This window comes from Bacillus weihaiensis (assembly GCF_001889165.1).
GTDB classification, from domain to species: domain Bacteria; phylum Bacillota; class Bacilli; order Bacillales; family Bacillaceae; genus Metabacillus; species Metabacillus weihaiensis.
The window spans coordinates 3,471,901-3,485,845 of the sequence record NZ_CP016020.1; the positions used below are offsets into that span (position 1 = coordinate 3,471,901).

Sequence of the window (13,945 nt, forward strand, 5' to 3'; positions counted from 1 at the left end):
CTAGATATATGTACTTACTCTTTCAAGAAAAATAGTCTGAAAGGTTACTATGTGAATCAATCAACTTCAATGTATCATCTGTTACTGCTGTTTTTGCATGGGCTAAACCTCCCTGTTCATTCTCATAGGTGATTTTCGATTGTTGTGAAGGTTTTCATAGATTCCTGAGATTCCGTTAAAGAAAGCGACTTGCATGTCAACAAGGCGAAGGAGGGCGACGATTACATCAATTTGTGCTTGATAAAAGCCTTTAATAGCAGTAGCCCCTTTTCCTTGAAGATTTTCATCAAGCTGAACAATCTGTGTAAATTGCTTTATAAGACTCTGTAATTATTCTCGTAATCTGGCGTATTCATTCGAACGATCTTCCATCGACTCACGTAACGACTTAGCCACATACACTTTCAAATTAGCCATCAATCCTCTCCCATTGAGAATAGCTTTCTATTAAAATATGTCCCCTTGTCCATTTCTTCTTTATGTATAAAAATAAACTCCCCACTACATATACCCCGATTATCCAAAAGATTGAGGGATTTCTCAAATTTGTAAAAGAAAAGAAAACAATAGCGCACACATCTTTTTCACTTAGATGTTGGGGTTATTGACAGCTTGTAGGAAAAATCTCAATACATTCCTGTGAAATAGCTTTCAGTTATATAGTTGAATTGAAAGCTCTTACTGGTAAAGCATAAAAATAGCACCATTACATTAAACTCACTCGTTATCTACAAATCATCTAATCTAGTTCTTTAGCACTAAAAAACATGCCGCTTGACGCGATTTTTGTAAAGAAATTGTAGAGAACCCTTCGATAGAATACAAAAGTGTGTGAAAGAAAATAAAGAAAGAAGAGAGGAGATTTATGTTGAATTGGTTTAAAAAGAATACTAGTAAGAAAGCGTTTAAACTTTTTTCTATTGTGATGTTGCTATTTTACACGTTTTCTACTGTCATACCACCTAAGCTAGTAGTAGCTGACACCCAGTATGACGTAGATACAAATGAAAATGGTGAAATCCGTAATGAGAAAACAGGTAAGGATTATGAACGTGCAAGCATTGACAAGAAAGTATCTTGGGGAAATAAGCCAGGAGAATACTTCATTGATTTAAAGATTGAAGGAAAAGATGCAACGAAAATTGAAACAACCGATATTGTGCTCGTTTATGACAATTCCAGCAGTATGGGTACCCATGACCGAGTTACAACGGCTAAAAATGCAACTACCAACTTTGTAAACGGGCTTTTAAAGTAAAGGTAGATTCGTATAATAAATCAATCTATTTATCTGTCGCTCTTATACCCAAGCATATATAGGAATAAAAAACGTTTCTTACAGCGTAAGAAACGTTTTTTGTTCGTTTATTTAACCTTTTATCATCCTAAACCTTCTCCAGCCTAAAACACCTAAGCCTACTAATACGGAAAAGATTCCTATTAAAAGGATATTACTAGTATTGGTCGCTGTATTTGGAAGCTTTCCGTTTTTATTACCTTCAATTGACGTATTCTCTTCTTTTACTTTTTCATTCTCTTTTTCATCGTTGTCAATCTTACCATCTGAATCCTTTCCACCATCTAAATCATCATCTTCTTGATTTTTACTAGGTGGTGTTACTTCATCGTCATGACTAGGATCTTCTGGTGTTGGTGCTGGCGTTGGAGTTGGATCGACCTCTTCTTCTGTTTCAGGAGTGTATTTAAATGTACCTAGTTCTTTATTTGTATCAAGTAAGGTTGCAAAAACTGTTAGGGTAAATTCTTTTTCAAGATCTACATCTAAAGCTACCTCATCTTCTTGATCTGTTGCTGAACCTTCAAGTATAATGTTTTTTTCCATTTCGAGTGAAGTTGAACCGGACACTGATGGATACTCCACTTTACTAAATACTGTTTTACCACCCTGTTCAATTTTATAAGTAACTGGAATGATCATTTCTGGATTTGGATTCTTCGTATAAGTAGAAGCTGGAATGCTATTCATCCATTGATCAAAATCAGTTAAATGTAATAGGGAAGAGATAGTCAATTCTCCTTCATTAATAGAAGCTTCCATCGTACCAGTTGCATTGTTTGCAATGTCCCCGCTTGTGCTATACATGTTCTTACTCACATAGCTAAATGCTTCAATGACATGTGGAAGATAAAACTTATTATCATGTTCACCATTTTCAATCAAGAACATATGCTCCACTTCTTTTTCCCGTAACTGCTGATCTAGCTGAATAGCAGGAGTACCGAATCCATAAATATCACGGTTACCAGAGATAAAGTAATGTGTATAGTTCTGAAGATATTCATCACTTACCTCTTTTGCAATCGCATTTGGACTATATTCTCTCCCATAGCTAAATGCTCCAAAGAAACTGATAATAGATGAGAAATAATTTGGATTACGAAGTCCAATCCCATAGGCACCTTGGCCACCCATCGATGCACCGGCTGTTCCATTGTATCTTGCATCTGAAACAGTACGATAATGTTCATTAATAAAAGGAACTAAATCTTCGGTCACCATTAGCTCCCAATTGTCACGCCACCAACTTACTGCATCACTATCTGGGATAACGACAATCATATCCTTAATGTCACCATTCGCAATTCCTTTATCAAGTAATCGATCAATACCATCAATCTCATAAGACTTACTTGTACTGCTAAACTGATGTAATAGGTACGTAACTGGATATCTCTTATCGGATTCAAAATAACCTTCTGGAAGATAAACTCGATAATTCATTTCCGTCGATCCTTCTATCCCTTTTGCAGCCGCAGCATAGCTAGACGTATAACGATCAACATAAAATCGATCATGATCCCCATACATATGGATATTGCCTTGATCAATCGTGTAATAATGATTAACTACCTCTGTAATTGTATCGCCCTTTGCTGTTAAGATAGTTCTTTCTGCTTGATACAAATACATATCTTTATAGATATATACATTTATTGATTGATCTGTAACGGTAACCTCACCATCTCCATTTGTATACGTTTTCACTTTTTCTAGTAATCTTTCTTTATCATAACCTGATTGGAAATAATCTGATGCAACTGTTTTGGCATATGCATCTATATCTTTTGCCTCAATTGCAGCATTTTGTTTTTCTACAAACTCCTTCATTTGAGCTGTAATTGACGAATCGGCTAGTTCAGAAGGTAAGCCTACAATTTTATTATAAGCTGCAGGTGAATAAATTCCTACTGGACCCTGATACCAACCTCCACCACCATTGGAATTAGCCATTCTAATGGCAATTGTGTTACTTCCACCGTAATTTAAGATAGTAGAATCTAATTCATATAAACGATCGACATCCCATGGATTGCTTTCATCATAATTTCCACCTGCTTCAGGTATACCAGTCGCACCGACACGTACACCGTTCACATATACTTCATTTGCCTCATCAAACTTACCTAGAGCTAATAGCAAATCCTCAGATTTAAAATCAGTTGGCATGTCAAATTCTCGTACATACCAAGCATAGCCTGTCCAATTTGGATTTCCACCGAGGCTACTTTCAAAAGTAGCAGTCCACCAACCAAGTGCCGGTTGAACGGTTCCCCAGCTATTCCACTCTTCCTTCGTAACGTTTTTGATATCATCAAGCGCTACTTTTTCTTTAGTTAAATAGGGTTTGTAGGCACTAAATTTCCAATCACCCATCAAATCGATTAATTGTTCATCAGGCCTTGTACCTGTATCCATAATACGTACAAGTGATTGATTCCCAATTTCAATCGTGTAACCTAACATTTTTGCCGTGACACTTATACTTGAGCTTGTACCATTCACTGTATTTGGGACACTAAACGAACCGCTAACATCAGTTGAGCTATCTACAGCTAGCTTCTTATTATCCTTGTAAAGCTCATCGCCTGTTACTGGATCCGTTAGCTTCACTTCAATGAGCATATCAGTAGACTGAGGTGAAATTTCACTAAAATGTTCACTCACATCAATATCATACCCTACCTCAATCGTATCAACAGAACTAGCTGCTACCTGAGGGGATAATGATACATCTCCATTTACCATACTTGAATAAAAACGTTGACTAAAACGATTCATGACACGACTAATTGATTCTTGTAAGTAGCTATCATCATATACTCCATAACGTGATGTATATTCATGAAGATCATATGATATCGTTTTATACCAATTAATGAACAAAGCTCCAATATCATTCGTTGAATGGGACATAGAGGTAGACGTATCCTCTGTTGGTCCATCTAAATACGTATAATAATTGACAATGTTACTTTTGCCAATTTGAGAAATAACATTATATACATCCCCATATTCATTATATAATGTGTTCTCAGAGCCAACAAAATGACCTCGGATACTAGCGATATTTTTAATTGTATCTGGTTTAGTAAGGATTTTCTCCTCATCTGTCATTCCTAAGATATAGGCCATGTACCCACCAATTCCAACACCAAGAACTGCTCTCTTCTCAACAGTAGGAATTGTCTTGAAATTACGATCCACATCAGCAATGACTTTATCCATCGTTACCCTAAAATCTTCAGTACGATCAAAACTAGGCATGACAACAATCATATTTCCTGCTTTATCAGTTGTCATCTCACTTTGGATCATGGATACCATTTTATCATTGTATTGCGCTTCACCATCTTCTGGCATCAAATAAAGCACTGGATATAATTGTCCATTCTCATTATCATACCCTTCAGGTACAATCACCTTATAGGACAAAACACCATCCATCTGTATGACGTTTGCTTCACTTTTTGCAAAAGCTGTACCATCAAAGCTAGCAATGACCAACAGTATTGTCGTGATTAAAGCAAAAATACGTTTTCCCTTCTTCATCTAACTCCCCCTTAATTGTAAGCGCTATCTTTAAACGCATAATATATGATAGCAACTATAAAAATCTAAGGGATATAAAAATCTTTAGACAACCTATAAAAATATACAGAATATCCACAAAATTCTTTCGGAACTAAATGGTACTTTCTTTAGGTTTTTGTATTATTTTTCTTTTTAAAGGTTATGCCATCCATATATTTATAGATTATCCAAATATTGATTTCGCTATATTGTATGTTGGAGAAATTGAAAAAGGTCAAGCTCGGATATGAACATTGACCTTTTTTGCATGAAATAGAAGTGATAACCGGACAAAAACAAAGAGCCAGGCACTTCGGTCCCGGCCTCTCTCGGTCTAGTTAATACTCTTAATAAACTCCACGAATATTCGGATGAATTTCTGTTTGATAAAAATCGCTTACTTTCTTTAGATCGCCTTCACTAAAGGATGGTACCTCTATAGCTTGTAAGTTATCCTCTACTTGTTTTACTGTTTTAAATCCTGGAATAACTGTTGTTATTTCCTCATGATCGAGAATCCAACGTAGAGCAGCTCTTGCCATATTACCGCGACCCTCTGATATCCAATGTAACTGTTGACTTAACTCAACACCTTTAGCAAATTCAACACCTGCAAATGTTTCTCCCACATTAAATGCTTCACCATCTTTATTGAAATGACGGTGATCATCCGCTTCAAATGTCGCTTGCTTCGAGAACTTCCCTGTTAATAATCCACTTGCCAACGGAACACGTGCCAATAAACCTACACCCTTCTCCTTTGCTTGTGGAAGTAGCTCTGGTATTGCCTTTTGACGGAAAATATTAAAAATGACCTGTAGCGCTTTCACATTTGATTGGTCTAAACAAAATAAACCCTCTTCTACCGTTTCCACACTTACTCCGTAATGGCGAATTTTCCCTTGCTGCTGCAGCTTATCTAGCACTTCAAACACCTGTCCATTTTTTAACACATCAAATGGTGCACAGTGAATTTGATAAAGATCAATCGTATCGCGCTGAAGACGTTTTAAACTTGCTTCACAGTATTCAGTCACTGTTTTTTCCGAATAGGTTGCTGGGTCAAAAATATCCCCTTTACGGCAAAACTTTGTTGCAATGTGAATCTTATCTTCTTTTCCTTTTGTAGCTTTCGCTAGTAATTCCTCGCTATGGCCATCACCATAGACATCTGCTGTATCAAAGAAATTAACCCCAGCATCCATCGCACGCTCTAAGCCTCTTAATGCTTCCTGGTCATCAGATTTCCCCCAGGAGCCTCCAATAGCCCACGTCCCAAAGCTTAACTCACTTATGGTAAGATCTGTATTGCCAAGTTGACGATAGTTCATTTCTCTCCACCATCCTTATGTAAGTACTTCTAGTTTAAGTAGTAAACACTCATAATTATAGTAGAAATTAAGCGCTAACAAAAGAAAAAGCCCTTAATAAAAATAGGAAAGGACAGCTCTCCTAAGAAAACTGCCCTTTCCTTATTCAAGATAATAAAGCATCTAAAGCAATAATCGCTTCCTGCTCAATTGCTTTTGCTACTAAATCTGTATGTGGATGATAGTCATTTCTTAAATCTGCATCTGCAAATCCATCAATTGCTAAAATAGCTCCTGTCTTCACACCTCGTATCGCGCCAATTGTGAATAAAGCTGCGTTCTCCATCTCTACGGCTAGCACACCTGCATTTTTATAGATCGCATGAGGAAATTCAATCACACCTGAGTAAAACACATCCAGTGTTAGTGTAAGTCCCTCATGAACTTCTTGTTTATGATGTTCAGAAGCTTTTACCAATTGATTTACCAATTGATCTACCACATGACGATTTGCGATTGCAGGAAAGCCTTCTGGAACTAATTGACGGGTTAATCCATCTGTACGAACAGCTGCAGTACTTATCACAAGAGAGCCCGGTTGAATGTCTTTTTGATAAGAACCTGCCGTCCCCACTCTTATCATGACCTCTGCGCCACCTTTAGCAAGCTCTTCAAAACAAACAGCCGCGCCAGGTGAACCAACACCATGGCTAACGACTGTGACTTCTACACCTTTCCAGCTTCCTTTATAACTATGATATTCCCGATTTTCAGCTAATGGCTGAGCTTCTTCTAGCAAACTAGCAATCTGTTTTGCTCGCTTTGGATCACCGCATACAATGATTCTTTTAGCTAACTCTTCTGGGTTGATTTTTAAGTTAGTCAACAACTCAGTCATAGTCTTTTTTCTCCCATTCATCCTCAGGGATTGGCAAATCCTCTCCAGAGAAACGCTCTTCTTTAAACGGATCTCCATTTAGATGAAAGCCATTCTGCTCCCAAAAGCCTGGGTGATTTTCATCAATAAACTCAATGCCTCTAATCCATTTCACACTCTTCCAGAAATAAAGATGTGGAACCACTAATCGTAAAGGCCAACCATGCTTGTCTGTTAAAGGCTCATTTTCAAAAGAGTGAGCGAGTAACACATCTTCGCGATCTAAATCTGATAACGCCAAGTTTGCCGTGTAATCATGATCTGCATGAAGCATCACATATTTACTTTTTGTTTCAATGTGTAACTCCTTCATAAGATCTTGAAATTTCACACCCGTAAACGTATTATCAAAGCGAGACCAGCGCGTTACACAGTGGATATCACATGTAACAGACGATTGCTTCATATTCATCAAATCATCGTATGATAATGTTACTTCTTGATTAACTGATCCGAAAATTCGTAAAGACCATGAAGCAAGATCATAGGTTGGTACTTCACCTTCATGTAAAATTGGAAAGCGTTCTGTTAATACTTGTCCAGGTGGTAAACGTTTGGCAAGCTTAGGATCAACTGCTGGCACTTTCATTCTTTTAATTCGGTCCGCTTTATTCATAAATAAAACTCCTTTCTAATCATAGCTACCTCCCGCTCTGCTGATTACCATGCTGAGATCCCATTCCACGATCTCTTAAGAGGAACATAGCAAAAATCGTGATGACATATGGTAGCATCTGTGTAAATTGAGTTGGTAACGAAAAGCCTTGTAAACGAATGCTAATCGCATCCATAAATCCAAATAACAAGCTTGAGCCCACGATCCCAATAGGATGTGATTGACCGAGCATCATCGCGACTAAGGCAATGAATCCACGTCCAGCAGTCATTCCTTCAGAGAACAACGTTACTTGTCCTAATGAAAGCTGAGCTCCCGCTAATCCACACAAAACCCCACATAAACCTATTGCTAAGTATTGAAGAGCGCCTACCTTTAGCCCGATGCTTTTGGCTGCTACTTGATTCATTCCGATTGAAAGAACACGAAATCCTGTGACAGTTCGATATAAAAAAACATATAAAAGGATGGCTGCTAAAAATGAAACATAGACAAGAGGGGAATGCCCTGATAAAAGCTCTCCTAAAACAGGGATATTCTCAATGACTGGGATATCCCATTTTGGCAATCCTTTCATATCTTTATCATAATAAGCACCCTTTACATCAAAGATCGTTCGAAGCGCAAAGGTTGTGAGCCCAAGAGCTAAAAAGTTAATTGCAACACCGACGACAATATCATTTGCCTTTAAATGAATCGTCATATAAGCAAATAGCATAGAAAATACTAAAGACATGATAGCGGCAAATCCAACAGCTAAAAATACACTTCCTGTTAAATGGTTACCCACAATAGCAGAAAAAGCCCCAATTAGCACTAATCCTTCTAAACCAACATTGAATAGCCCAACGCGCGCGCACAGTGCCCCACCTAAAGCAGCAAGTAAAATAGGTGTCACCATCCGGAGTGTTGAGCTTATTAATGTTAGATCAAAGAGTTCCATGTGAGCCACCTGCTTTCTTTTTTCGTTTCCACCATTTCAGAGTGATTTTTGCTGAAATAAATAAAATAAGAACCGACTGAATGATACTTGAAACCTCGAGTGGTACTTGAGTATTTCTCTCCATTCCCATTGCCCCTGTTTCTAACGCCGCTAAAAAAATCGAAGTAATCGCCGTACCAATAGGATGGGAGTTTGCTAAAAGTGTCGCCATTAAACCTGTCCATGCTAAGCCCGGACCAGTTAGTGCTCCATCAACAAATCGGTATTGTGTGCCAAGCACTTCAACGGTCCCAGCAAGCCCTGATAAGGCTCCACTGATAAACATACTAACTAGCATAACCTTCATTTTATTTATCCCACCATAGGAAGCAAAAAATGGGTTAAAGCCTAGCATTTTTACCTCAAATCCTGCTGAGGTGGTTTTAAAAATCACGTACATAATGAGAGCAGCTGCAATAGCAATCACAAATCCCCAATGAACACTCATTCCTTGGAACAACTTAGGTAGCCAAACACTTTGATCAAGCATAACCGTTTGGGCAAGTGCAGCGGATCCTGATTGATCTTGAAAAGGATCTGAAACTAAGTAACTAGCAAATAAAATAGCTATGTAATTTAGTAATAAAGTAGAAATAAGCAATTGAACCTTGAATTTCGCCTCAAGCCACCCTGCTAACAAGGACCACAAGCCTCCTGCTAACATACCTACAAGCAAGATGAGGAGTGTCTTGCCTATTCCACTTCCCGGCAAGTATACACCAGCTAATGCGGCACTCACCGCTCCAAGTACCATCTGTCCCTCTGCACCTAAATTAAAAACTCCAGCTCGAAAGGCTAGCGCGACACCAAGCCCTACTAGCATAATTGGAGTTGCTCTCGCTAAGGTTGAAGTAAAAAAATAAAAATTACCAAAAGCCCCATTCCACATTTCTTTGTAAGATGCTAAAACAGGTTCTCCTACTACACTTATAGCAATGGCTCCTGTGAGTAACCCAATCATAATCGCAACAAAAGGCTGAAATAATGGACGAAGGAAACGTATGAAATTAGTGTTCATTTTGCTGACCTCCTGCCATTAATACACTGATTGCTTCTTCTGATGCATCAGAACGATTGATTTCTCCAACTATTTTCCCCTCGTACATAACTAAAATTCGATCAGAAAGAGACATAATTTCACTTAATTCTGACGAAACAAGTAAGACCGCTTCTCCCTTGTTTCTTTTCTCTAATAGCGCTTCATGAATATATTCCATCGCACCAATATCCACTCCACGAGTTGGTTCAGCAGCAATTAATAATGGCGTTTCTTGTCCTAGCTCTCTAGCGACAATGAGTTTTTGAAGATTTCCACCAGAAAGATTTCCAGCCTGTTCATCTAATGACCCTGTCTTAATTTCAAACTTATCAATCCAGCTGTTCACTAGCTTGCGGAAAGGAGCTTTTAGCAAAAACGAATACGAACGATAGTCCGGTTTTCGTTGGTAACCCATCAAAGCCGTTTCTTCAACACTCGCTTGTTTTGCTGCACCCCACAAATATCGGTCCTCTGGAATATGAGATAGACCAGCCTTTCGAATACTTGCAACCGACTGATTCGTTATGTCTTGCCCATAAATCAATAGTTGACCTTCTTGAATAGACCTTAATCCAGATATAGCTTGTAGAAGCTCTGATTGTCCATTTCCTGAAACACCAGCAATCCCCACTATTTCGCCACGTTTTACAGTAAGTGTCACATCATCTAAAAGTGGCTTATTCGTCTTTTCCTGCACGGTGACATTTCTCAGTTCAAGTATTGGCTCACCCTTCATCTGAACACGATTACTAAGTTCATGCAATTCACGCCCAACCATTAGCTTTGCTAGCTCATCTACAGAGGTGTCTTTTTTTGAAACAGCCCCCGTCACCTTACCATTTCTCAACACCGTCATGGAGTCAGCTACTTCCATGACCTCACGCAGTTTATGAGTTATCAGAATGATACTCTTCCCTTGATCTGCTAGCTGGCGGATCGTCTTGAGCAGTCCCTTTACTTCAAGTGGTGTTAATACCGCAGATGGCTCATCAAGAATAATAATATCTGCTCCTTGATAAAGGACCTTTAAGATTTCAATTCTCTGCTGCTCTCCAACAGAACATTCAGCCGTTTTCACATTAGGTCTCACTGGAATTTGATAGTGGTCACCTAAAGCTTGAACCTGCTCAGCTGCTTTTGTCCGATTAAAAAACATCCCTGATTTAGGTTCATGACCGATAACAATATTCTCAGCTGACGTAAAGTCAGGAAAAAGCATAAAGTGCTGATGAACCATCCCAATTTTATTCGCAATAGCATCATTAGGGCTAGCAAAGGATACAAGCTTACCATCTATGTAAATTTCACCTGAGGTTGGCTGCTCCATTCCATAAAGCATCCTCATCAACGTCGTTTTCCCTGCTCCATTTTCCCCAACCACAGCATGAACTTCTCCAGCCTTGAGGGAGAGTGAAATCGAGTCATTTGCTTTAAAACTTCCGTACATCTTTGTCATCTCTTTCATTTCTAAACGATAGGTCATAATCTAGCCCCCTTCCGATAAAAAAATGGAAACCGACTCCAAAACGTAGTAGTCGGTTTCTGAAATGGTACCTTCTTCATTAGTTTTCTAATGGATTCGGAACCTCTAGTTCACCATTTACAATTTGATCTTTTATCTCTTTCACTTGATCAACTACTTCTTGTCCAACAAAATCGTTTAATGGTGTCGCACTTTCATGCGTAACATATGTTAAACCAACGCCTTCTTCTTTTAATCCGTATGCTACAACACCAGCTTCATACGTTCCTTCAGCAAAAGCCTTAATTGTTTCATATGCTACAGCATCTGTACCTTTTAATTGTGAAAGAACAATGTGATCAGGATCTAATTCCGTACGATCTACATCTTGTCCAGCAGTGTAAAATCCTTTTTCCTTCGCTGCTTCAAACACACCAAGATCACCTACAGCTGCTGCACCTGCAATAAAATCTGCTCCTTGTGAAGCTTGAAGTAAAGCTAGCTCCTTCGCTTTCGCAGGATCATTGAAGTTACCAACATAGTTAACTAGGAATGTAGCATCTGGATTCGTAGAGTGAAGTCCATTCTCGAACGCTACAGTCCATTTCTTTAGAAGGGGAATATCCATTGCCGCTACCATACCAACTGTATTTGTCTTTGTAGATAAACCCGCTGAAGCACCTAATAAGTAAGCTGCTTCATGTTCTCTGAAATTCACACTACGTACATTTGGTAAATCAACCGTTGTATCAATAATCGCAAATGGTTGATCAGGATTTTCTCCTGCCACTTTCTTTAACGCATCCTCCGCTTCAAATGAAGAAGTAATGATTAAATCATATCCTTCCGCTACAGCCACACGTAGATTTTCTTCAATCGCCGTATGATCTGTTGACTCAATCGTCTTTAATTCAAATCCAAATTCCTCAGCTGCTTTTTTCGCTCCTTCATCCATTTGCTGAAAAAAGGGGTTAACACCAATCTTCTCTGGAAGAATAAGAGCCACCTTCTTTGCCTTACCCTCTGTTTTATCTCCTGCTGAATTCGTTGTTTCATTTGCTCCACATCCAGCTAAAACCAATGTAAACAACGCAATAAAAATAAATAGTTTTTTCACGTAAGACCCACCTTTTGTTCGTGTTTTTAAAATATAATGATAAATATACACTATACGGACAAATTTTAAAATAAAAAACCAAACATTTTTTACATTGAATTCAAGAAATGTTCGTATTTGCTTAAATTAAAAAAATAACTCTTCCATTACAAGGAAGAGTTATTACGTATAAGCTCCTCCTTATCTTTCAGAACAAAAACATGTTCTGCAGGAATTAGCACCTTCCACATCTACTATGGGGGTTGCTGGGCGTCACAGGGCCTGTCCCTCTGCCACTCTAAATAAGGGTGTATGATTATCAAAAAATTTAATTGTTTCTAATTTTATAGAAAACTGAAAATAATTCAAGATGTTTTTAAGAAAAAATTTTTCAACTTACTCAATTGTTTTCACAATGTTCATAATTTGGTGGTGGGTTTGGGGATTACTTAACAACCAAGTCTAATAAATGGCTATTTTCTATTGGTATTTCTGCTTTAAGATTTAATGAAGTGTTATCAACTACTAATAATTTTTCTTCATGTTCAGATGAACTAATGATATATATTTCCCCGCTCTCTTGATCCTGATATAGAAACCTATAACTGCTGTGTGGATCAATATATTCCTTTTGTAGAGATTCAAACTTTAGCTCTGGTTCATATGTCATAAGGCCAATAATACTCCCTTTTTCTTGACTATAAACATTGTACAAGGATCTGTTGTTATCAATTAATAATTGACTGCTTTCTTCATTAAAATAGATGTCATCTTTACTCATACCCTCAAATGGTTCATAAATTCTGTATTCAAAATTCTTGTCGTAAGAAACCACTTTTCCAGAATCACCAAGTACAAAGGCATGTTCCTTTGTTGAGTACAAGGGATACATATCTGTATTTTCCTTAATATTCATGTATTCCACATTTTGATTTTCTAAATCGATTACACCAATTCCTGAATTCACATAGCCATCTTTATCATCAACCTGCCCACTTGTACCGTACAGAACCTTATTGTTAAATTCTAATAGAGGAGACCATTTGGGAGCATTACCGTACTCTGTTTCGAAACTTTGTTGTGAAGAGAAGTTAGATATAGATACATTAAATTCATTTGTTTCAGTATTCATATTTTGTTCCCCGGTTTCATGAGAAACTAAAGTTTGAAAAAGAATACTATCCCCAAAGTGCATAATGTGATCTACTCCAACATCATAATTAAAATAATCCAATTTAACTCTTTTAAATTGTTTTTTCGAAACGTCATATGTGTAGTAGTAATTATCTATTGTTGCTTCACCAAAAAGGGATATATATAGTTCATTTAAACGGTTCGGTTTCTGATGAACACTCATTCTTCTTAAATATTTATCTTTTATTTCATATTCACGTACAATTTCACCGTCAATATTTACTTCTTTTACTATGATATTTTCTTGTGATACCCTTTTATCAGCAGGGTAAAATAAAAGATAATTCTTATTATTACTGGTAATTGGTTCGAAATTTCCAATCCCATTAACGAGTGTTCTATCAGTATTTTTTGGTATAAGGAAATAAGTCACCACAACTACTAAAACTAGCAGCATAAATATAATCAAGTATCTTTTTTTCATAAATCTCCTATC

General features: G+C 37.6%; 11 protein-coding genes and 1 riboswitch. Of the genes, 1 reads left to right on the forward strand and 10 read right to left on the reverse strand.

The window, feature by feature from the left end:
* Positions 1-102 precede the first annotated feature (102 nt).
* Positions 103-318, reverse strand: coding sequence for a T7SS effector LXG polymorphic toxin (locus A9C19_RS22820; protein ID WP_083584418.1), 216 nt, complete (start codon positions 316-318; stop codon positions 103-105).
* A gap of 550 nt (positions 319-868) precedes the next feature.
* On the opposite strand from A9C19_RS22820, the gene A9C19_RS16775 reads away from it, so the two are divergent.
* Positions 869-1,258 carry a hypothetical protein gene (locus tag A9C19_RS16775; RefSeq protein ID WP_072581007.1) on the forward strand — a complete coding sequence of 130 codons (390 nt, stop codon included), beginning with the start codon at positions 869-871 and terminating at the stop codon, positions 1,256-1,258.
* Positions 1,259-1,369: 111 nt separating this feature from the next.
* Here the strand turns inward: A9C19_RS16775 and A9C19_RS16780 are convergent, their stop codons facing one another.
* The 9 genes from A9C19_RS16780 to A9C19_RS16820 form a co-directional block, all read right to left on the reverse strand.
* Complete coding sequence (locus tag A9C19_RS16780) at positions 1,370-4,852, reverse strand: alpha/beta hydrolase-fold protein (protein ID WP_072581008.1); 3,483 nt, start codon at positions 4,850-4,852, stop codon at positions 1,370-1,372.
* A 368-nt stretch (positions 4,853-5,220) separates the two neighbouring features.
* Positions 5,221-6,204, reverse strand: coding sequence for an aldo/keto reductase (locus A9C19_RS16785; protein ID WP_072581009.1), 984 nt, complete (start codon positions 6,202-6,204; stop codon positions 5,221-5,223).
* 145 nt (positions 6,205-6,349) lie between these two features.
* On the reverse strand, positions 6,350-7,081 hold the full coding sequence (locus A9C19_RS16790) for a nucleoside phosphorylase (RefSeq protein WP_072581010.1): 732 nt from the start codon (positions 7,079-7,081) through the stop codon (positions 6,350-6,352).
* Complete coding sequence (locus A9C19_RS16795) at positions 7,074-7,736, reverse strand: sulfite oxidase-like oxidoreductase (RefSeq protein ID WP_072581011.1); 663 nt, start codon at positions 7,734-7,736, stop codon at positions 7,074-7,076. Before A9C19_RS16795 ends, A9C19_RS16790 begins: the two co-directional genes overlap by 8 nt.
* Before the next feature lie 25 nt (positions 7,737-7,761).
* Positions 7,762-8,679 (reverse strand): ABC transporter permease, encoded by a 918-nt coding sequence (locus A9C19_RS16800; RefSeq protein ID WP_072581012.1) that lies wholly within the window; start codon positions 8,677-8,679, stop codon positions 7,762-7,764.
* Positions 8,666-9,736 carry an ABC transporter permease gene (locus A9C19_RS16805; protein ID WP_072581013.1) on the reverse strand — a complete coding sequence of 357 codons (1,071 nt, stop codon included), beginning with the start codon at positions 9,734-9,736 and terminating at the stop codon, positions 8,666-8,668. Before A9C19_RS16805 ends, A9C19_RS16800 begins: the two co-directional genes overlap by 14 nt.
* Entirely contained in the window at positions 9,726-11,240 is a 1,515-nt protein-coding gene (locus tag A9C19_RS16810) for an ABC transporter ATP-binding protein (protein WP_072581014.1), read from the reverse strand. The genes A9C19_RS16805 and A9C19_RS16810 overlap by 11 nt, the downstream gene beginning before the upstream one ends.
* A 79-nt stretch (positions 11,241-11,319) precedes the next feature.
* Positions 11,320-12,336, reverse strand: a complete 1,017-nt coding sequence (locus tag A9C19_RS16815) for a BMP family protein (protein WP_072581015.1) — start codon at positions 12,334-12,336, stop codon at positions 11,320-11,322.
* Between the two features lie 177 nt (positions 12,337-12,513).
* Positions 12,514-12,624, reverse strand: a riboswitch (SAM riboswitch).
* Positions 12,625-12,760: 136 nt separating this feature from the next.
* Positions 12,761-13,933, reverse strand: a complete 1,173-nt coding sequence (locus tag A9C19_RS16820; protein ID WP_072581016.1) for a hypothetical protein — start codon at positions 13,931-13,933, stop codon at positions 12,761-12,763.
* Positions 13,934-13,945: the final 12 nt, after the last annotated feature.

Excerpts from the sequence above, each read along its gene's own strand:
- A9C19_RS16780 (WP_072581008.1), bottom strand. The coding sequence starts at position 4,852 with ATGAAGAAGGGAAAACGTATTTTTGCTTTAATCACGACAATACTGTTG.
- A9C19_RS16805 (WP_072581013.1), bottom strand. The coding sequence starts at position 9,736 with ATGAACACTAATTTCATACGTTTCCTTCGTCCATTATTTCAGCCTTTT.
- A9C19_RS16795 (WP_072581011.1), bottom strand. The coding sequence starts at position 7,736 with ATGAATAAAGCGGACCGAATTAAAAGAATGAAAGTGCCAGCAGTTGAT.
- A9C19_RS16800 (WP_072581012.1), bottom strand. The coding sequence starts at position 8,679 with ATGGAACTCTTTGATCTAACATTAATAAGCTCAACACTCCGGATGGTG.
- A9C19_RS16810 (WP_072581014.1), bottom strand. The coding sequence starts at position 11,240 with ATGACCTATCGTTTAGAAATGAAAGAGATGACAAAGATGTACGGAAGT.
- A9C19_RS16820 (WP_072581016.1), bottom strand. The coding sequence starts at position 13,933 with ATGAAAAAAAGATACTTGATTATATTTATGCTGCTAGTTTTAGTAGTT.
- A9C19_RS16785 (WP_072581009.1), bottom strand. The coding sequence starts at position 6,204 with ATGAACTATCGTCAACTTGGCAATACAGATCTTACCATAAGTGAGTTA.
- A9C19_RS16790 (WP_072581010.1), bottom strand. The coding sequence starts at position 7,081 with ATGACTGAGTTGTTGACTAACTTAAAAATCAACCCAGAAGAGTTAGCT.